The organism is Povalibacter uvarum (assembly GCF_014202975.1).
GTDB lineage: Bacteria > Pseudomonadota > Gammaproteobacteria > Steroidobacterales > Steroidobacteraceae > Steroidobacter > Steroidobacter uvarum.
On record NZ_JACHHZ010000001.1, the window covers coordinates 1 to 19,508 of the forward strand.

The 19,508-nt window shown below is 64.3% G+C and carries 20 protein-coding genes; all 20 read left to right on the plus strand.

What is annotated here, in order from left to right; all coding sequences use genetic code 11:
* The first annotated feature begins 114 nt into the window (after positions 1–114).
* Positions 115–3,072: a GAF domain-containing sensor histidine kinase gene (locus HNQ60_RS28000; protein ID WP_184328972.1), complete on the plus strand. Its 2,958-nt coding sequence runs from the start codon at positions 115–117 to the stop codon at positions 3,070–3,072.
* A gap of 252 nt (positions 3,073–3,324) precedes the next feature.
* Complete coding sequence (locus tag HNQ60_RS00010; protein ID WP_184328973.1) at positions 3,325–4,647, plus strand: epoxide hydrolase family protein; 1,323 nt, start codon at positions 3,325–3,327, stop codon at positions 4,645–4,647.
* Between the two features lie 99 nt (positions 4,648–4,746).
* The gene (locus tag HNQ60_RS00015) at positions 4,747–5,295 is read left to right on the plus strand and encodes a cytochrome P460 family protein (RefSeq protein WP_184328974.1); all 549 of its coding nucleotides are present in this window, start codon (positions 4,747–4,749) and stop codon (positions 5,293–5,295) included.
* A gap of 263 nt (positions 5,296–5,558) precedes the next feature.
* The gene (locus HNQ60_RS00020) at positions 5,559–5,819 is read left to right on the plus strand and encodes a flagellar biosynthetic protein FliQ (protein WP_184328975.1); all 261 of its coding nucleotides are present in this window, start codon (positions 5,559–5,561) and stop codon (positions 5,817–5,819) included.
* Between the two features lie 27 nt (positions 5,820–5,846).
* Complete coding sequence (locus tag HNQ60_RS00025; RefSeq protein WP_184328976.1) at positions 5,847–6,611, plus strand: flagellar biosynthetic protein FliR; 765 nt, start codon at positions 5,847–5,849, stop codon at positions 6,609–6,611.
* Positions 6,611–7,693 (plus strand): EscU/YscU/HrcU family type III secretion system export apparatus switch protein, encoded by a 1,083-nt coding sequence (locus HNQ60_RS00030; protein WP_184328977.1) that lies wholly within the window; start codon positions 6,611–6,613, stop codon positions 7,691–7,693. Before HNQ60_RS00025 ends, HNQ60_RS00030 begins: the two co-directional genes overlap by 1 nt.
* The gene (locus HNQ60_RS00035; RefSeq protein ID WP_184328978.1) at positions 7,690–9,801 is read left to right on the plus strand and encodes a flagellar biosynthesis protein FlhA; all 2,112 of its coding nucleotides are present in this window, start codon (positions 7,690–7,692) and stop codon (positions 9,799–9,801) included. Before HNQ60_RS00030 ends, HNQ60_RS00035 begins: the two co-directional genes overlap by 4 nt.
* Positions 9,798–10,550, plus strand: coding sequence for a flagellar hook-basal body protein (locus tag HNQ60_RS00040; protein ID WP_184328979.1), 753 nt, complete (start codon positions 9,798–9,800; stop codon positions 10,548–10,550). Before HNQ60_RS00035 ends, HNQ60_RS00040 begins: the two co-directional genes overlap by 4 nt.
* A 3-nt stretch (positions 10,551–10,553) precedes the next feature.
* On the plus strand, positions 10,554–11,315 hold the full coding sequence (locus HNQ60_RS00045) for a flagellar hook-basal body protein (RefSeq protein WP_184328980.1): 762 nt from the start codon (positions 10,554–10,556) through the stop codon (positions 11,313–11,315).
* Positions 11,315–12,037 (plus strand): flagellar basal body P-ring formation chaperone FlgA, encoded by a 723-nt coding sequence (gene flgA / locus HNQ60_RS00050; protein WP_184328981.1) that lies wholly within the window; start codon positions 11,315–11,317, stop codon positions 12,035–12,037. The genes HNQ60_RS00045 and flgA overlap by 1 nt, the downstream gene beginning before the upstream one ends.
* Positions 12,034–12,636, plus strand: coding sequence for a flagellar basal body L-ring protein FlgH (locus tag HNQ60_RS00055; RefSeq protein ID WP_184328982.1), 603 nt, complete (start codon positions 12,034–12,036; stop codon positions 12,634–12,636). Before flgA ends, HNQ60_RS00055 begins: the two co-directional genes overlap by 4 nt.
* Before the next feature lie 23 nt (positions 12,637–12,659).
* Entirely contained in the window at positions 12,660–13,748 is a 1,089-nt protein-coding gene (locus HNQ60_RS00060; protein WP_184328983.1) for a flagellar basal body P-ring protein FlgI, read from the plus strand.
* Positions 13,749–13,774: 26 nt separating this feature from the next.
* Positions 13,775–14,092: a flagellar basal body rod protein FlgB gene (locus tag HNQ60_RS00065; RefSeq protein WP_184328984.1), complete on the plus strand. Its 318-nt coding sequence runs from the start codon at positions 13,775–13,777 to the stop codon at positions 14,090–14,092.
* A gap of 1 nt (position 14,093) precedes the next feature.
* Positions 14,094–14,525: a flagellar basal body rod protein FlgC gene (flgC, locus tag HNQ60_RS00070; RefSeq protein WP_184328985.1), complete on the plus strand. Its 432-nt coding sequence runs from the start codon at positions 14,094–14,096 to the stop codon at positions 14,523–14,525.
* A gap of 20 nt (positions 14,526–14,545) precedes the next feature.
* On the plus strand, positions 14,546–14,845 hold the full coding sequence (gene fliE / locus HNQ60_RS00075) for a flagellar hook-basal body complex protein FliE (protein ID WP_184328986.1): 300 nt from the start codon (positions 14,546–14,548) through the stop codon (positions 14,843–14,845).
* Positions 14,846–14,852: 7 nt separating this feature from the next.
* Complete coding sequence (gene fliF, locus HNQ60_RS00080) at positions 14,853–16,298, plus strand: flagellar basal-body MS-ring/collar protein FliF (RefSeq protein WP_184328987.1); 1,446 nt, start codon at positions 14,853–14,855, stop codon at positions 16,296–16,298.
* The gene (locus HNQ60_RS00085) at positions 16,285–16,827 is read left to right on the plus strand and encodes a hypothetical protein (protein ID WP_184328988.1); all 543 of its coding nucleotides are present in this window, start codon (positions 16,285–16,287) and stop codon (positions 16,825–16,827) included. Before fliF ends, HNQ60_RS00085 begins: the two co-directional genes overlap by 14 nt.
* A complete protein-coding gene (locus HNQ60_RS00090) occupies positions 16,815–17,528 on the plus strand; it encodes a FliH/SctL family protein (protein ID WP_184328989.1) in 714 nt (237 codons plus the stop codon). The genes HNQ60_RS00085 and HNQ60_RS00090 overlap by 13 nt, the downstream gene beginning before the upstream one ends.
* On the plus strand, positions 17,525–18,856 hold the full coding sequence (locus tag HNQ60_RS00095; RefSeq protein WP_184328990.1) for a FliI/YscN family ATPase: 1,332 nt from the start codon (positions 17,525–17,527) through the stop codon (positions 18,854–18,856). The genes HNQ60_RS00090 and HNQ60_RS00095 overlap by 4 nt, the downstream gene beginning before the upstream one ends.
* Positions 18,846–19,295: a hypothetical protein gene (locus HNQ60_RS00100; protein ID WP_184328991.1), complete on the plus strand. Its 450-nt coding sequence runs from the start codon at positions 18,846–18,848 to the stop codon at positions 19,293–19,295. The genes HNQ60_RS00095 and HNQ60_RS00100 overlap by 11 nt, the downstream gene beginning before the upstream one ends.
* Positions 19,296–19,508 lie beyond the last annotated feature (213 nt).

Genomic DNA, 19,508 nt, shown 5'->3' on the forward strand with positions numbered 1-19,508 from the left:
TCTGCGATTCCGTGAACCTCGATTTCCTCATGACACTCTCCCGGTTCGCCGGAAGAGTCTACTATTCAGCTGTGTCCGAGGCGGGGGAGCTTACGGCTCCGGCGCGACGGAACAGTGTGGTCGAATCATCCGAGCCGTGAAGACGTGCAGCGCGAGTACCAACGGATCTGGACTTTGCTCGGCGAGCGGCAGATCGAAGACTTGATTGACTTGCCGCTGATCACGGACCCCGAGATTCTCGATACGATGGATGTCACGACCGAGATCGTCACGCCATCGTTGATGTTCGATGAGAACCTGTCGACGCTCGTGGTCTGCCGTCTGGTGACGCTGAGCCTGGAGCACGGCAATTGCGACGGTTCGTGTTTCGGCTATGTGTGGCTCGCCATGTTCGGTGGCCCACGATTCAACAACTACAAGGATGCTTTCCGGTTCGGGCAACTGGGCTATGACTTGGTCGAGAAACGCGGTCTGACGCGCTACCAGGCCCGAACCTACATGAATGTCGGATGCACCGTGCTTCCGTGGGTGAAGCACGTGGCCGCCGGACGCGATCTCATCCGACGTGCCTTCGATGCCGCATATCGCGTGGGAGATCTGACGTTTGCCTCGTACAGCTGGGATCAGATCGTCACGAATTATCTGGCAGTGGGCGACCCGCTCCCCGAAGTGCAGTCGGAATGCGAAAAGGGTCTCGCCTTCGCGAAGCAACATGGGTTCGGTCTCGTCGTGGAGTTGTGCGGAGCTCAGCTTGGACTCATCCGCTCGCTGCGGGGACTGACCCCCGCACTCGGGTCGATGGACTACGACGACTACACTGAGGTCGAGACAGAACGGCGCCTGTCGAGCAACCGCAATCTCGCGCTGGCAGAGTTCTACTACTGGACCCGGAAATCACAGGCGCGTTTCCTGGCCGGCGATCGTGCCTCAGCGGTTGAAGCCTCCCTGCATGCGGATCCGCTGGCCTGGACTTCATCCGGCCAGTTCGAAACTGCAGAGCATCCGTTGTACGGCGCGCTCGCGCATGCCGCAGCCTGGGACGACGCACCTGACGAGCTGAAGCCGACACATATCGCCGCGCTGGCCGCTCACCACAGGCAGCTTGCAGTGTGGGCGGAGCACAACCCGGCAACCTTCGAGAATCGAGCCGCCATTGCGGGCGCGGAGCTGGCGCGGATCGAGGGCAGAACGCTCGAGGCACAGGATCTCTACGAGAAGGCCATTCGCGCGGCCCGTGTGAACGGCTTCGTGCACCATGAGGCGTTCTCCAACGAATTGGCCGGTCGCTTCTACCTGTCCCGTGGCTTCGAAAAGATCGCGACGGCATACCTGCGTGACGCAAGGTATTGCTATCAGCGCTGGGGTGCAGATGGGAAGGTACGGCAGCTGGAGCAGCAGTTCCCGCAGCTGAAAGCCGAGAAGGCCGGCACCGAGCCGACGGCGACGATGGTCGCGCCCATCGAGCACCTGGATCTTGCTACGGTGATCAAGGTGTCGGAGGCGGTCTCGGGCGAAATCGTCCTCGAGAAACTGATCGATACACTAATGCGCACCGCCATCGAGCACGCGGGCGCCGAGCGCGGCCTTTTGATTCTGCCGAGGGCGGACGAGTACCGGATCCAGGCCGAAGGAGTGACCGAGAGCAACGCAGTGCGAATCGCCCTTCGACAGGGTGCCGTGACAGAGCTCGACCTTCCGCTGACTGCCTTCAGGTATGCACTGCGTACCAAGGAGCCGGTCCTGCTTCAGGATGCCTTCGGGCGCAGCGCATTCTCCGATGACGTCTACATCGCGAACCGCCGCGCTCGCTCTGTCTTGTGCCTGCCCATTCTCAAGCAGGCGCGACTCCTCGGAATGTTGTACCTCGAGAACAATCTCACGGCGCACGTGTTCACGCCGGCCCGCATGACCATCCTCAAGCTGTTGGCTTCAGAGGTGGCCATCTCGATCGAGAATGCCCGGCTCTATCGCGATCTCGCCGAGCGCGAGGCCAGAATCCGCCGCCTCGTGGATGCCAACATCATCGGCATCATGATCTGGGACCTGGAGGGGCGGATTATCGAAGCCAATGACGCCTTCCTGCGCATGGTGGGATACGAACGCGAGGACCTCGTTACCAGCACGATGCGCTGGACGGATCTGACGCCACCGGATTGGCGCGATCGGGATGAGGAGCAGTGGCTGCCTGCGCTGAAGCAGACCGGCATCCTTCGGCCGTTCGAGAAGGAATTCTTCCGCAAGGACGGCAGTCGCGTCCCGGTCTTGATCGGTGTGGCAACGTTCGAGGAGGGCGGCAATCAGGGCGTGGCATTCGTCATCGACCTCACGGAGCGCAGACAGGCAGCAGATGTGCTGCGGTCCCTGCAGACGGAGCTGGCCCACGCGAACCGCCTCGCAACGATGGGTCAGCTGGCAGCTTCCATCGCCCATGAAGTGAATCAGCCGATCGGTGCGGCGCGGAACAACGCGAATGCGGCGCTGCGCTTCCTGCGCCGGGATCCACCCGATCTGAGCGAAGTGAGAGAGGCGCTGGAAAGCGTCGTGGGCGACACGTACCGCGCGAGCGACATCATCGGCGGGATCCGCGATCAGGTGAAGAAGGTGCCGCCACGGATGGAGCGCGTGGATCTCAAGGACGCTATTGTCGAGATCATTGCGCTGATCCGGGGTGAGCTGTCCAGGCATGGCGTAACCATTCAGACGCACCTCGACGACGACATGCCGCTGGTTCGCGCAGATCGGGTGCAGTTGCAGCAGGTGATCCTGAATCTGATCCTCAATGCCATGGAAGCTATCGTCGGGAATGCGAGCGACGTTCGCGAAATGACCATCAGCACGGAGATGAGTCCTGTCGAAGGACTCGTCGTTGCAATCGCTGATTCCGGACCGGGGATCGCGGTCGAGGATCGCGAACGAATATTCGATTCCTTCTACACGACCAAGGCGGAGGGCGTTGGAATCGGCCTGTCGATCTGCCGCTCAATCATCGATGCCCACGGCGGTCGGCTGTGGGCGGATGCGAACGTGCCGGGCGGCGCCATCCTGAAGTTCACGCTGCCGGTGTACGGCTGAACCAAAGTTCACGACGACGGTACGAGTAGTCCGTCTGACCGGCCGCCGCACTGCATCTCGCGGCAATCACTCACGCACACACCTATCGTCGTCGCGCTTCGCGAAATGCGATCCGCGGACTTCGATACCAGTAGCCGGATCACTAGTCGATCGTGCAATACGCACGAACTCCCGCCGCTGATGTGATCAGCCTGCGTGGAGGCCCCATACACGCGCCTCCACCTCAACCATCCGGCAACGCGAGGAGTCGTCATGCAGAAGTCCCCGGGTCTCGATCGCCGACGCTTCTGTGGAGCTGCAGCGGCATCGGTTGCTGCAGGTTCACTGATTCTTCCCGGCATCTTTTCATCCAGCAGGAGTGAGGTCATGAGCGCAAATCCGAAAGCAGCAGGAGGCGAAAGCAGTTCGCTTCGCCCGTTCCGTGTGAATTTTCCTGAGGCCGATCTGACGGAGCTGCGCAGGCGTATCGCCGCAGCGCGTTTGCCGGAGAAGGAGACGGTGACGGATTTCTCACAGGGCGTGCCGCTCGCGACGGTGGAGAAGCTCGTGAAGTACTGGGGAACCGAGTACGACTGGCGCAAGGTAGAAGCCCGGCTCAATGCCGTGCCCAACTTCATCACAGAGATCGACGGCCTCGATATTCATTTCATCCATGTGCGCTCGAAGCATGCCGACGCGCTGCCGATCGTCGTCACGCACGGCTGGCCGGGTTCCATCATCGAGCAGCTCAAGCTCATCGAGCCGCTGACCAATCCGACGGCGCATGGCGGTACGGCGGCCGATGCTTTCCACGTCGTCATCCCGTCGATTCCGGGGTACGGGTTCTCCGCCAAGCCGACCTCGACCGGCTGGGGACCTGAGCGTATCGCTCGGGCCTGGGACGTGTTGATGAAGCGTCTCGGCTACACGAGCTACGTGACGCAAGGCGGCGACTGGGGCGCGATCGTTGCCGAACTGATGGGTGCGCAGGCACCGAAGGGATTGCTCGGCGTTCACACCAACATGCCTCAGGTCATCCCGCCCGCGATCGACGCTGCGGCGCTCGCGGGCGCGCCGGTACCAGCAGGACTCTCCGCGGATGAGAAGCACTGCTACGAAATGCTGAGTGCGTTCTACAAGAACGTTTACTACGGCTTCTTCATGGCCACGCGCCCGCAGACGCTGACGGCATTGACGGACTCACCCGTCGGCCTCGCCACGTTCATGCTCGATCATGACGCTCGCAGCCTGGAGCTGATCGCACGCAGCTTCGATGGAGTGAAGGAAGGTCTCACGCCGGACGATGTGCTCGACAACATCACGCTCTTCTGGCTGACGAAGAGTGGAGTCTCAGCCGCTCGTCTGTACTGGGAGAACAAGCTTGCCTTCTTCCAGCCACGCGGCGTGAAGGTGCCAGTGGCGGCAAGCGCCTTCCCGACCGAGATGTACCAGGCGCCGAGAAGCTGGGCGGAGCAGGCGTATCCCAAGCTTGTTCACTACAACAAGCCTGCCAAGGGTGGTCACTTCGCTGCGTGGGAACAGCCGAAGCTTCTTTCCGAGGAGATTCGCGCTGGGTTCAAGTCGCTGCGCGGATAGACAGCGGGACAGCTTGCATCTTGTGTGCTGGGTGGATTCCGCAGCCGCGGAATCCACCTCAGTCAGCGGTGCTCGAAATAGACAACACAGGAGACTTTCATGAAGGCCATCTACAGCGTGATGCTGACGATACTCGTACTGGTGGGTTCGACTGGCACGGCTTCCGCGGCTGACAAGTACGCAGTGCGGATCCCGGATGGAGTATCTCTGTCGGAGTTCAAAGGCTACGAGACCTGGGAAGTGGTCTCAGTGAGTCACACGGACGGAGGAGAGGGAATGGGCGGCGACGAGACGTTCAACGTCATCGTCGCGAATCCAGTGATGATCAAGGCGTATGCTGCCGGTATCCCGGGAAACGGCCAATCGTTTCCCGACGGCGCCAAGGCCGTGAAGATTCAGTACGCGCCGAAGAAAAGTACCGAAGCGCCATTCAAGGTGTCTATCCCTGACCGTCTGAAGGATGTGGCGGTCATGGTCAAGGACAGCAAGCGATTCGCCGGTAGTGGTGGTTGGGGATACGGTCTCTTCGACTACAAGGCAACCACCGACGGATTCGCGCCCAATGGAACCGGCGCGAAATGCGGGGCTGCCTGCCACACGATCGTGAAAGCAAAGGACTATGTCTTTACGCGATACGAGAGGAAATGACACTTCGTGCGTCCCGGCCTCGCGAATGCAGGGCCGGGACGCGGCGGGCCGGAACCGCATCGGCCATGGGGACATGGCGTCGAAGCGGCCGGGCAGCTCGCTGTCTGCTCAAAGCGCATCAGCCATCCGATGTCCGCTTTATCCCCCACCTCGCGTCTTATGCGAGTAAGAGGCCCCCTTATAGGCCTTACTGAGCGTGCCCGCGACCCGGGCGGGCTTGCGCAAGGCGATGAGCGGGTTGGGAAGATAAAGAGAGTATTGCGATGAGCGGCGACGACGCGCTGGCGATGATGTCCGAACTGTTGCGAATGGGGTTGGTCCTGAGCCTGCCGTTGCTGGGTGTCATCCTCCTGACGGGCGTGCTCACCGGCGTGCTGCAAGTCGTCACGCAGGTTCAGGACGCCTCGATCGCGTTTGTGCCGAAGATCATAGTCTTCGCGATTGTGCTCGCATGGCTCGCGCCGTGGATGCTGGAGCAACTGACCGCATTCGCGCTCGCCATGTTCGCGAGGCTCGCGCAGTAGCCGCGTCCCGGTGAGCGTGCATCAGCCATGAGCCATGAGTCTGTCCTGCCGTGGATGCTGTCAGTGGCTTTGCTGGCAGTACGCCTCGCCGTCGCGCTCGCGCTTACGCCGCCGCTCGCTTCCTTCGGGACACCTGCCGTGGTCAGGATGTCGTTCGTGACTGCACTCGCTGCGCTGACGTTTTCTCAGCGCCCGCCTGCTGATCTCGCGACAACTGCGTCTGCCAATCCGGCCGCACTGCCGGCGGCCATCGCAACGGAGATATTTATCGGTGCGCTGCTTGGCCTGGGCGTGCAACTGCTGTTCGCTGCGCTCGCGCTCGCGGGTCGCCTGATGGACGTGCAGGTCGGCATCGCACTCGGTTCGATCTTCGATCCGGTTTCGCGGACGCAGTCGAACGTTCTCGGAACGCTGACGAGCTTGGTTGGCGCTGTGGTGTTCTTCATCAGTGATGCGCATTTGCAGCTCGCGCGGTTCATTGCCCAATCGCTCGATCTGTTCCCGCTCGGCGTCGCTCCCACGCTCGATGATCCCATGCAACCGCTCCTCGCCGCCGGTTCCATGTTCAGCTTCGGGTTCGCGCTTGCGGCGCCGGTGGTGATGGCGCTGTTGCTGACGGACGCCGCTATCGGAGTCGCTTCGCGCAACATGCCCCAGATCAACGTGCTCGTGCTCGCGATGCCCATCAAGGTTCTCGTCGGCTACTTCGTGCTCGCGCTCGCCGTGGTGGGGTGGGGGCCGTTGCTGCAGCGAGGCTTCAACTGTCTGGCCCCTTTATCAGGGGCGTGTTGATGCCGCAGCAGAGCAGCGACGCGGACGCCAACGAACCCGCGACCCCGTACAAGCTCGAGAAAGCCCGTGAGCGCGGATCGATCTTTCGCAGCGCCGAGCTGACCTTTGCCTTCGTGATGCTCGCCTGCGTTGCCTGCGTGTACGGACTCGGCGTGCGCACCCTCGACGCCACAGCAGCAATGCTCGGTCGTGCGCTGCAGTTCGCCTCGCGAGAGCAGATGAGCAATGTATCAGCTCTCGCGCTCAGCGAATCGCTCGCCGGGCAGATGCTGAGCGTACTCGCGCCGCTGGTGTTCTGCGTGTGGATCGCAGCCTTCGTTGTCGCTGCCATGCAGGCGCGCGGTACTTTTTCGTCTCATCCGTTGAAGCCGGACTTCACCCGCGTGAATCCGGCGAACGGGCTGAAGAAGCTGGCTTCGCTGAAAACGCTGCACGAGCTGTGGCGCAGTCTCGCGAAACTCATCGTAGTCGGCATCGCAACGACCTTGTGGGGCCGCCATCACCTTCAGGATCTCTTGCACCTGTCTGCGCAAGCGTCCCAGCCTATGTCGCGCAGCGGCCTTGCGCTCCTCGCCTCGGTGCTGGCATTGCTGGCCGGAATCATGCTGGTGTTTGCGGCGCTCGACTGGCTCATCAATCGTTCGGAGTTCCTGCGCCAGATGCGCATGTCGCGCCGTGAGATCAAGGACGAGCACAAGCATCGCGAAGGGGACCCGCGGATCAAGGCGCGCCTGCGCGAGCTGCGCATCGAATGGTTCAAGCGTGCACGCCAGCTCTCCCGGGTGCGCACCGCCGATGTGCTGCTCGCGAACCCGACCCACTACGCGATCGCACTCGAATATCGGCAAGGAGAAATGCCCGCGCCGATGATCACCGCACGCGGCTCTGGCGATCTGGCGCAGCGCATGCGTGAAGAAGCGCGGCGGCGAACCGTCCCCATCGTCGAGCATCCGTCGCTCGCGCGTGCGTTGTTCAAGCTGCACGACTCGCAGGTCTTCGTGCCCGAAGAGCATTTCGATCAGGTAGCCCGGATACTGCGTTGGGTGTACGCGGCGCGCGGCGGGCAGGGGCGTGTGGCTTGAGCGCGTTGGCACGCATCTTTGCCCGCAACACCGATCTTGCGGTGATCGCGCTGGTCGTCGCGATCCTGCTGGTGTTGTTCACGCCCATCCCGGCCGGACTGCTCGACTTCCTGCTGGTCGTGAACTTCTCGCTTGCCCTGGTCGTGCTGCTGATGACGTTCTACGCGCCGCGGCCGGTCGATTTCTCGACGTTCCCAGCGATTCTGCTGATCGCAACCCTGTTTCGACTTGCGCTGAACGTTTCCGCGACGCGGCTCATCCTGACGGACGGCGATGCTGGACAGGTGATCGCTGCCGTCGGTACGCATGTCGTGGGCGGGAACTATGTCATCGGGCTCATCGTGTTCCTCATTCTGGTGGTCGTGCAGTACGTCGTTGTGACCAGCGGTGCGCAACGCGTCTCCGAGGTCGCGGCGCGCTTCACGCTCGACAGCATGCCGGGCCAGCAGATGAGCATCGACGCGGATCTCAATATGGGCTTCATCGATCAGGACGAGGCGAAGCGCCGGCGAAAAGTCCTGGAGCGCGAAGCTGCGTTCTACGGCGCGATGGACGGCGCCAGCAAGTTCGTCAAGGGCGACGCCATCGCCGGCATCGTCATCATGCTGATCAACATCGTCGGCGGACTGATCATCGGCGTCCTGCAGCAGGATATGCCGTGGGGCGAGGCGATGCGGCACTACACTCTGCTCACGATTGGCGACGGCATCGTGACGCAGGTGCCTGCGCTCGTGATCTCGGTCGGTACCGGGCTGATCGTGACCCGGTCGTCCTCGGACGGTCAGCTGGGCAGTGAAATGTTCCGGCAGCTGCTGGCGTTTCCACGCGCGCTGGCAGTGCTGGGCGTTGTGCTGCTCGGTGTCGGGCTGCTACCGGGCATGCCGCTCCTGCCGCCGCTCATCGTAGGCGCGAGTGCCGCGCTCGTCTTCCTATACATGAGCCGCTCGATCGCGCGGGCAGCGAGCGAGGAGGCCAATCCAGTCGCGGCGCGAGCGGCGACCGATCTGAATGCCGATCCTTACGCGGTGTTCAGCGTCGATGCGCTGGAAGTATCGATGGGCGCAGCGCTCACGGCACACGTAGGCGGCGTGCAGGGTGAACTCACCCAACGCATGGGGAGCTTCCGTACTCAGCACGCCCAGGAAAGCGGGCTCGTCGTCCCGCCCATCAGCTTCCGCGAGAATGCAGCGCTGGCCGCCGGGGAATACCGGATCAGTCTGTTCGGTGACGTCATAGCGGGCGGCTACGTGCAGGTCGAGCGCACGCTGGCGATTCATCCGGGCGGCGACCTGTCGCTGGTACCGGGAGTCGAAACACGGGAGCCCACTTACGGCCTGCCGGCGTTGTGGATCGAACCGGAGCATCTCGAGACTGCGCGCAAGGCGCGTTACACGCTGGTCGAACCTGCCACTGTGCTGTTCACTCACTTGTGCGAAGTAATCAAGCAGCGCGCCGCCGAGCTGCTGACGCGGGCAGAAGCCGAACGCATGCTGGCCCGCGTGCGCGAGCTGCAGCCGGGGCTCGTTGAAGAGCTGGTGCCGACTCAGCTCTCGCTCAGCGACGTGCAGAAGGTTCTGCAGAACCTGCTGCGCGAAAAGGTCCCGGTGCGCAATCTGCAGGCGATCGTCGAAGGGCTGCTCGACGGCGTGCGCGCAAGCAAGGATCCAGTGCTGCTGACCGAAGTCGTCCGTCAGCGGCTGGCGGTCAGCATATGCAACAGTCTGAGTTCCGATCGTCGCACTCTGCACGTGCTGACGCTCGATCCGGCCGTCGAAGACAGTCTGATCAGCGTGACGACGCCGCAACCCCCCGGCGTTGCACCGCGTCGCCACGACCCGCGCGTACTGGACACCGTCCTCATGCGCATCAGCGCGGCGGCCGAGAAAATGGTACGGAGCAATCTCGCGCCGGTCATGCTCTGTACGCCTGACCTGAGGCGTCACCTGCGTAATCTGTGCGAGCGCGCAGCGCCGTATCTACGCATCATCTCGCTCGCCGAAGTCGCGTCCGGCTTCGAATTGCGCGCCTATGCATCGGTCTCCTTTGCCGCCACTGATGCGCCGGGCTCCCCCGCCCGCTCCGATAACTCTTCACAAGGCGCCTCATGAGCGACATTGCCCACATTGCCGCCATCGGCATGCTCCAGGTACAGGAACGCCTGCAAGCAATCAGCGTGAACGCCGCGAGCGCAACCCTGCCAGGTTACCGACGTCAGGTTGCAGTCGCTCGGGACTTCGCGGCTGTGTTCGCGCCGCCGCGTGCCCAAGCCGCTTTGGACGCAGCCGGACACGTCGCGCTGTCCGCGTCGACCCATTCGATGACGCGTCTCGTCGACCTGCGACCCGCATCAACGACGCTCACCGGCCGCGCGCTCGATGTCGCGATCGATGCTGACGATCTCTTCTTCGCGCTCACTGACGGCGAACAGACCTGGCTCACGCGCAGCGGCGCATTCCAGCTCGATGAAAGCGGAGTACTGGTCGGTGAGCGCGGCCTGCGCGTCGTCGGCACCGCCGGGGATATCCATCTGCCCACGACCAACGTGACGATCGAGAGCGGCGGACAGATTCTCGACGATGGGTTGGTCGTCGGTGCTCTGCAGTTGTTCGGCGTGACGGACCGCTCGGCCATCGAGCCCTCGTCTGGCGCGCTGCTCCGGGCCGTGGACGGCATCTTCGCCGCCGATCCGGAGATGGTGCGAGTCCGCACTGGCAGCCTTGAGGCGTCCAACACCGACGTCGCGCGCGAGATGATCGATGTGACGGCGCTCGCCCGACAGTACGAAAGCCTGAGCCGCGTGCTGCAGGGCTATGACGAGGCGCTCGGGCGCGCGATCCAGAAGCTGGGCGAGGGCTGACGCATGTTCGATGCATTGCAGGTGGCGGCGGTCGGGTTGCAGGCGCAAAAGGAGCGCCTCGATACGCTGGCGAACAATCTTGCGAACGTGAGCACGACCGCTTTCAAACGGCAGTCGGTGGATTTCGCGTCGATTCTCGATCGTGCGCCACGCGCCACGCGTGGTGAGCCCGTCGCCACGCCTGAAGCTCACGAGTCGCGCGTACTACGTGTGGACACTGCTCAGGGCGATGTTCATGAAACCGGTCGGGCGCTCGACATCGCTATCGTTGGGCCCGGCTTTCTGGAGGTTGCGTTGCCGGGGCAACGTACGGGCTACAGCCGCACCGGGGCGCTCAAGATAGGCGCCAATGGCGACCTCGTGCTGGCGAGCGGACATGTGCTCAAGGCGGACATTCGCGCGCCCTCCGACGCAAGCTCGATTGAAGTCCTGGCGGACGGGCGTGTGATGGCGCTCATCGCCGACGACACGACGCCCACCCTGCTGGGCCAGATCGAACTTGCGGTCTTTCGGAACGCGGAGGCGCTGCAGTATCGCGGCGAGGGCATTTTCACCGCGCCCGACGATGCAGATCCGACCCGCATCGTGCCTGGAGAGGACGGCGCGGCCCCGCTGGCCGTGAGGAGCCTGGAAGGCTCGAACGTGCGCATGACAGATGAGCTGGTGACGCTGATGCTGGTGCAGCGTGTGTATGAGCTGAACTCGCGAGTGTTCCAGACCGCCGATGAGCTCATGAGCATGACCAACAACCTGAGGCGCGGCTGATGCGCCCTCGATGGCTGCTGGCGACGGTGCTGCTCGGCATAAATGCATGTGCGCTCGCTGAGCGCGTCATTGTGCCCGCGTACAGCGAGGAGGCGTTGAAGGGTGCGCTCATCAATCTGCTTGACGAGCGCCTGGCAGCAAGCGACGTATCGATCGACCGCCGACGCGTGCTCCTGACCCTGTCGGGCCAGTTGCGGGAAAGGGAAACGCTCGCGGCTGAGCTGGCGGCGTTCGACGAGTTGGCCGCAGCCGCGCCGCCGTTCAGGATCTCCTTGCACACACCTGAGTCGGCGAATGTCGAACCTGTACTTCGGGCCACGCTCACTGCGACGCTGCTGCGCGATGCGACTGTGGCGCGACGGCGTATGCGCAAAGGCTCGATCGTCACTTGCGACAGCGTGGGTCGCGAGCGGCGCGAGTTTTCGCGATATCGAGACGCGTTGCTCGCCGTTCCTTGTGATTCGGGGGTTGTCGCGCTGCGCGATCTTGCAGCGGGCGACGTAGTCCGCAGCGGAGATATCGGCGCAGCGCCGGACGTAGCGGCGGGCGAGGCAGTAAGTCTAGGAGTGCGCAGCGGCGGCGTAAGGATCACGACGCTCGCAACCGCACTGGTCGACGCGCATGTCGGCGAAGTTACCGACGTACGCCTCGACAGGCCGTCGCGCACGCTTCGCGCCCGCGTCACCGCGCGGGGTGAAGCAGAAGTGGAGAGCGCGCGATGAGGGCAGGTCGATGCATACCGCATGCTGTATCGGTGTTGATAGCGCTGCTTGCCGCCAAGGTGGGCACTGCCCAACAGCAGGAGACTGACTCGCTTCTGGACGCCGCTTCGTATCGATCGCTGGCCGCGGAGATCAAAGCGTTCCGGATCGGCGACGTACTGACCATCATCGTGCAGGAAGCGGCCAGCGCTTCTTCGTCGGCGGATCTGCGCGGCGAGCGAAACTTCTCTGTCGGTGCGCAGATCGACTCCACCATGGGCGGCGAACATCTGGCGCGCGCGGGAACGGATACGGCGAGCGATGGCGCGGGACGAACGCAGCGCAGCGGTCGCCTGCTCGCGCAACTGTCTGTGACCGTTACGGGCGTGACGCCTGCGGGCGATCTCCAAGTCTCTGGCGCGCAGCGCCTGAAGATCAACGGCGAAGAGCAGGTCATCGCTCTGCAGGGAGTAGTGCGGCCGCGCGACGTCGCCGCCGACAACACGGTGCTGTCGAGCCGCGTGGCGCAGGCGCAGATCGAGTTCGATGGTGAAGGGTTCGTCACCGAGCAGAGCAGGCCGGGCTGGCTTGCTCGCTTCTTCTCGCTGCTGGGATTCTGAACGTGAAGACGGCCGTGCTCCCCATGCTCGCGCTAATCCTCGCCTCGCCTGCGGTGGCGTCGTCCGGCGCTCGGATCAAGGACATTGCCAGAGTGGAGGGCAGTCGCACGCACGCCCTCGTCGGATACGGCATCGTCAGCGGCCTCGCAGGCACTGGCGATTCGGCCAGTAATCGCGCCACGCGGCAGACCTTGTCGAATCTGCTCGCGGAATTTGCTTTGACTCTGCCGCCCGAGACGATCTCGAGTCGCAACGTCGCGGTCGTGCTGGTCAGCGCTCATCTGCCGAACTTCGTTCGGCCAGGCGCCGCGATTGATGTGACGGTCACCTCGCTGGGCGATGCGCGCAGCCTGGAGGGCGGGAGCCTGTTGCTCACGCCGCTCAAAGGTCCGAATCGGCTCACGTATGTGCTGGCGCAAGGGCCGCTCACCGTGGGCGGCTATCGCTTCGAGGCCAACGGCAGCGTCGGTCAGAAGAATCATCCGACAGTGGGCACGATTCCGGGCGGCGGCCTGGTCGAGGTTGCACCGCCCGCGCCTTCACCTGCCGATGATGGCGCATTCTTCGTGTCGCTTATCGAGCCCGACTACACCAATGCAGCGCGAGTGGCTGATGCGATCAACGCAGCGCTCGGCGCAGGAAGTGCATACGCGCGTAACCCCGATGCGGTGGAGGTGCGCTCGCCGGCAGCTTATCGCAGTCGATTCGTCGATCTCATTCGCACGATCGAAGCGCTGGAGATCGCACCGGATTTCCGCGCGCGCGTTGTCGTTAACGAGCGGACGGGAACGGTCGTTTCCGGAGTCGACGTGCGCATTGCACCGGCGGCGATCTCGTATGGCGATCTACGGATCTCGATCATCACGGACAATGCGGTCTCGCAGCCCACGTTGCTGCTGGATCCCTCGGCGTCGATTCGCACGCAGGTCGTGACGAACTCCCGCATCGATCTGCAGGAACAGGGCGGCGCGCTCGTGACTCAACCTGGCGGCACGATTGCCGATCTGATCCAGGCGCTCGGGCGTCTTGGGATCAGCGCGCGCGACGTCGTTTCCGTTCTCAAGGCGCTCAAGGCCGCAGGCGCTCTGCACGCCGAGTTGGTGGTGCAATGAATGCAACTTTACCGGAGGAATCAGTCATGGGCGGGTTTCAAGCAGCCACCATCGAACGCGTGTCGGAGGCGATGTCGCTGCGAGCGCTGCAACTCGACGTGATCGCGAGCAACGTGGCCAATCGCGATACCGAGGGGTATCAACGCATGCGGGTGCAGTTCGACTCGGCGCTGCGGCGCGCAGACGCGGTGCGGGTTGGGCCTGATCTCGCGGAAACAACGCCATCGATCGAGGATGACCTGGCGCAACTCGCCTCGACATCGATGCAGTACCAGGCGATGGCGAGCTCGCTGAGCCGCTACTTCTCGCTGCTTGCGACGATCGCCAACCCGACGCGCGCCTGACATGAGCTACGTCACCGCGATCGAGGTCAGCGCTGCCGGCATGTCAGCGCAGAAGGCGAGGCTCGAAGCCGCCGCGCTGAACCTCGCCAACATGAACACGAGCAGCCCGCCAGGCGCGGAAGGCTATCGGCCAGTTGCCGCTGTCATCCGCGCCACACCGAAGTCGTTTGCCGGTGCACTGAGCTTGCATGAGCGCGGGCGTGTCATCGCGCGGGCATCGCTCGCTCCGCAGGCGGGATCGGGCGTGCGCACCGTGTATGAGCCCGGGCATCCGCACGCCGATGAGCACGGCATGGTCGCCTTTCCCATGATTGATCACACACGCGAGATGCTGACCGTGATGAGCGCGCTGCGCGCTTACGAAGCGAACCTTGCGGTGTTGCAGGCGATGAAGACGCTGGCCGCGAAGGCCCTGGAAATCGGGAGTCGATGATGGAATGGGATATTGGATCGATGACGGCGATCAAAGCAGTCGCTGCGGTGAGTTGGGAAGCACCCGCACCTGCCGATCTACACGCCTCGCCACCTGCGGGCGATGGGTTTGCGCGCTTGCTTCAGACGGGGCTTGGTGAGGTGAATGCGAGCGTGCGCGCCGCGGAAACGGCGATGAACAACCTTGCGGCCGGCAAGCCGGTGCAGCTCCACGAAGTAATGATCGATCTCGAGCAGGCGCGGCTCAGCGTGCAGATGTTCGTACAGGTGCGCAATCGCCTGGTTGAGTCCTTCCTCGACCTGACACGCATGCAGATGTGATCGACCCATGATGCTCTCGGACTACTGGCGCGCGCTGAATCCGCAGCGGCGCACGGGATTGATCGTTGGGGCGATTGCGATCGCAGCGCTCGCGGCAGGCGGCGTCGCCTGGCTGCTGCTGCATGATTCATACGTCGTGCTGCATTCCGGGCTGCGCGCCGAGCAGGTCAATGAGCTGTCGCATCGACTCGATGGCCTGAAGATTTCCCATCGCATCGGTGAGGAGGGGGATGCGGTGGAAGTGCGCCGGTCCGAGCTCGGTCGCGCACGAGCCGCAGCCGCGGGCCGCGGGGTCGAGGCGCCGCCGGGTGTCGGGCTGGAGCTGTTCGAGGAAAGCGATTTCTCTACCACGGACTTTGCACAACGCATCAACTACCAGCGTGCGCTGCAGGGCGAGCTGACACGAACGATTCAGACGATCGAAGGCGTGCGCGGCGCACGTGTGCACGTGACCCTGGCGGAGAGCGGCTTGTTCAAGCGAGAGGCGGCGCGGGCCACAGCTGCGGTCAGCGTCGCCCTGCAGCCAGGCATACAGCTGTCGAGCTCACAGGTGCGCGGCATCCAGCGTCTGGTTGCGGCCGCCGTTCCGCAAATCAGACTGGACGACGTAATCGTGCTCGATGAGTCGGGCGCAGCGCTGACTCGCGCTACACGCTCCGACGACGAACCGTCATCCGCGCAACTCGACATCAAGCGCGAAGTCGATCGCTACTTTGAAGGCAAGCTGCAGCGCCTGTTGCTGGAGGTTGCGCCACGGGGAACGGCGTCGATCTCGGTGGACGCCTTGCTCGATGATCGGCAGATTCGCGTAACCACCGATCAGCCACTCTCCGCCGAAGGCGGCGATGGCGCGGATCGGCCGGCGGGCGTGCTCGTCAAGGAGCGACAGGCGCAGCGCGGTGGCGCTGCAGGCTATGCCCCTGTCGACAGCGACGCCAGCGGCGGCGAGGACAGCACGGAGTGGGAGCACGAGTACGCGGTGGGACGGCGCACGGAGCAGATGTTGACCGCGCCCGGATCGATCAAGCGCCTGAGCGTGTCAGTGGTGTTGCAAGGTGCGCCCGCTGGGCTTACCGAGGATGCCATCGCCCGCGTCGTGTCGGCGGCGATCGGCCTCGACGTCGCACGGGGCGATGCAGTCACGGTACTGCTGATTCCACGAGCGCAGAGCGTGGAAGAGATTGACGTGGAAGGTCCGATGCGCGGTGAGCCGGCGACGACGGGAGAGCCGTCGGCGGCCAGCACGTCGTCACTCGTAGTCCAATGGTGGGTCTTCGGGATTCTGCTACTCGCAACTGCTGCTGCCGTCGTCGCGTGGACCCGGTTGCAAGCTGCGCCTCAAGAGCGCCCGCGCGACGGGGACGCTAGCGCGGCGCGCGATGCCGAACTCGATGCGCTGACCAGAAAGGTGCGCGATTGGATGCAAGCGAGGGACGTGCGTGAGCGCCCCTGAAGCCGCATTGCGCCGCGCCGCCCTGCTGCTGCACAGTCTCGATGCGAGGACGCGCGAGCAGGTCATTGCGCGGCTCTCGCCTGATGAAACGGAGCTCATCGTGCCGCTGCTGCAGGAGCTCGCGACGCTCTGTGTGTCGCCCACACTGGGTGCGCAGTTGAGCAGCGAGGCAGAAAACGCGGATCTTCGCTCGGCGCAGCAAGACGTCGAGGCGATGGACCCGGAGATCGTCGCGCGCTGTCTGGAGCGATGCTCGACGAGCACGGCGGCGCATCTCATGAATGCAGCGAGCTGGCCATGGAAGGAGCGCGTGCTGGACTTCATGCCGTCGCAGCGGCGCATCGCCCTGCAATCCCGACTGCGCGGCCGACTCATGCCGCTCGCCCCTGCAGTCATGAAAGCCCTCTGCGCCCGCATCGTCGCGGAGTCGCGCACGCTGCCCGCATGCGCGCGCCGCTCTGACCCATGGGTGCAATGGATCGCAACGCTTCGCCGTCGCACGCAGAGGATTCTGGCGTGGGCGCGCTGATTCGGCCCGGCAGGATCGGGGCGCGTCGCGTGCGACTCAGTGAAGCGCGCTCGGCTCACGCCGCTGCCGCCTCGCAGCCGGGTGAGCCTGCGCCGTCGCCCGAGGCGTCGTTGCGTGTTGAGATCGATGCTCAGGTTCGCGCGGAGATCGCAGCGCACGCAGAATCCGTATACGAAGCCGAGCGCGAGCGCGGCCGAAGCGACGGTCATGCCGAAGCCCTCAATAACGCGCGCGCACAGGCTGCGGAAGAGCTGACGAGCGCCCGTGCGGAACTCACGGAACGAGTGTCGAGCGCGCTCGCGGCCATCGAACGCGCGCATGGGCTTGCGCTTGCGAGCCTCGAATCCGCCGTCGGCGAGTTGACCTGGATCGCCGTATGCCGAGTCGCGGGCCGAAGTGCATTGATGCCGGCTTTTGTGCTGGGAGTCGCGCGTCAGGTGTGTGCGGAGCTGCGCGGCGAGTCATCAGCGACGGCGCGCCTTCACTCACGCGACGTCGCAACGCTGCGCGATCTGATTGGCGAGCTCTCTTCGGACCCGGAGCTGCGCATCGGCGAGTTGCGGCTCACTATCGAGCCGGACGACGCGCTCGATCTTGGCGGTTGCGTGATCAAAGCGCGCTCGGGCGAGTATGACGGCAGTCTCGAGGGCCAGTTGCGGCGCCTCCATGCAGTACTGGTCGCAAGCGGAGCGACGCAGTGAGCGCTGTGCAAGCGCTCGCCGAGGCGCTCGAGAAGAGCGCGTTGGTTCAGCGCATCGGGCGCATCGTCGCCGTGCGCGGGCATATTCTCGAGTCGATCGGCCCGTCAGCACAGATCGGTGAGCGCTGTCGGATCGACCGAAGTTCGGGAGCACCACTGGAGGCGGAGGTCGCGGGTTTCGCGGACGGCGTCACCTGGCTGACGCCATTTGCCGAGACCGACGGCGTTGCGCCGGGCGATCGCGTCATGGCCGTGGACGCGATGCCGTCCGTTCCCGTCGGGCGCGAGCTGCTGGGCCGCGTCATCGATGCATTTGGCCGTAGCGTCGACGGCGGTCCACCATTGTACTTGCGCGAGCAGCGCCCCTTACGGGCGGCGCCGCCCAGAGCGATGGACCGTAAACGCGTCGCGGCGGTGTTCGAGACCGGTGTCAAGGTGATCGATTCGATGCTGACGCTCGCGCGCGGCCAACGCGTTGGTCTGTTCGCCGGCAGCGGTGTCGGCAAGAGCTCGCTTCTGGGGATGATGGCCCGTAGTGCGAGATCCTCCGTCAACGTGGTTGCGCTCATTGGCGAGCGTTCGCGGGAAGTGCGCGAGTTCATCGAGGATTCGCTGGGCGAGCAGGGTCTGCGGCGCTCCGTGATTGTCGTCGCGACCGCCGACGAGCCCGCCGTCGTGCGAACGAAGGCAGCGTATGCGGCGACGGTCATCGCCGAGTTCTTTCGCGACGCCGGCGAAGATGTGCTCCTGATGATGGACTCGCTGACCCGCTTCGCCATGGCGCGGCGGGAAATCGGGCTTGCAGCCGGCGAGCCTCCTACGACGCGCGGCTACACGCCTTCCACATTCGCTGAGCTGCCGCAACTTTGCGAGCGCAGCGGACCTGGTGCGGGCGCGGGCGCGATCACCGGCATCTATACGGTACTGGTCGACGGCGACGATCTAAACGAGCCTGTCTCGGACGCGCTGCGAGCAACGCTCGATGGGCACATCGTACTGTCACGCGACTTGGCTAACTCGGCGCAGTACCCGGCCGTCGATGTTCTAAGGAGCGTGAGCCGGCTCCAGACCGTCGTGGCAGCGCCGGACGATGTCGCTTGTGCACGGCGCCTGCTGTCCACGTGCGCGCTGTTCGAGCGCAATCGCCAGCTCATCGAAATCGGCGCATACAAGCCGGGGGTGAGCGTGGCGCTCGATCGCGCGGTACAGGCGGCGCCTCGCATTCGCACCTTCTTCTCGCAAGCGCAGGATCATCAAGTTCCGCGCGAGCGCGCGCTGGCGCAGATGCGCGAATTGGCTGCCGGCCTGGGGAAGGACGATGAGCAATGAGCGGAAAGCACTGCGAGCGTTGCGCGCCATGAAGGAGTTCGAAGTCCTCGAAGCGGCGGTGACTGTTGCGCACGTCGTGCAAGCCCGCCAGTCGCTGCAGCAGGGCACGCACGAGCTGCACCAGCAGAGCGACGAAGCGGCGATGCATCTGCGAGCGACGATGTCGCGCGAACGGCTGGACCCAGTGCTGGTTGAGTCGCTGCAGCGTGCGTATCGCGCCGGGCAAGGACTGCTGCGGGAACGACAAGCGTTGCTTGCGGAAGCCGAGCGCCGCGAGGATGAGGCGCTGGCTGTGCTTGCCCGCCTGCGCGGCGGACAGCGATCGATCGATGAGGCGTTGCGCGTCGAGGCTGGGAATGCGGAGTCGCGACAGCGAAGCGTCGACATGAACCGCGTCGACGACCTCTGGCTCCAGCGCCACGTCTGGAGGCGCGAATGAGCGGCGGCGCTCAGTTGGCATCCGTCCTGAGCGCGCTCGGACGCGAGACGTGCGTGGTCGGAGCCGATGCGCGGCATGCCCGCTTCAGTGAAGAACAACGCGATCAATGGGCGGCGCTTTTCGATGCTCCACTTTTCACTCAGGAGGCTCAGTCCGACGAGGTATCCCGGCCGCAGCGTGCTGCAGCCCCGGAGCACGCCGACGCGGCGGGAT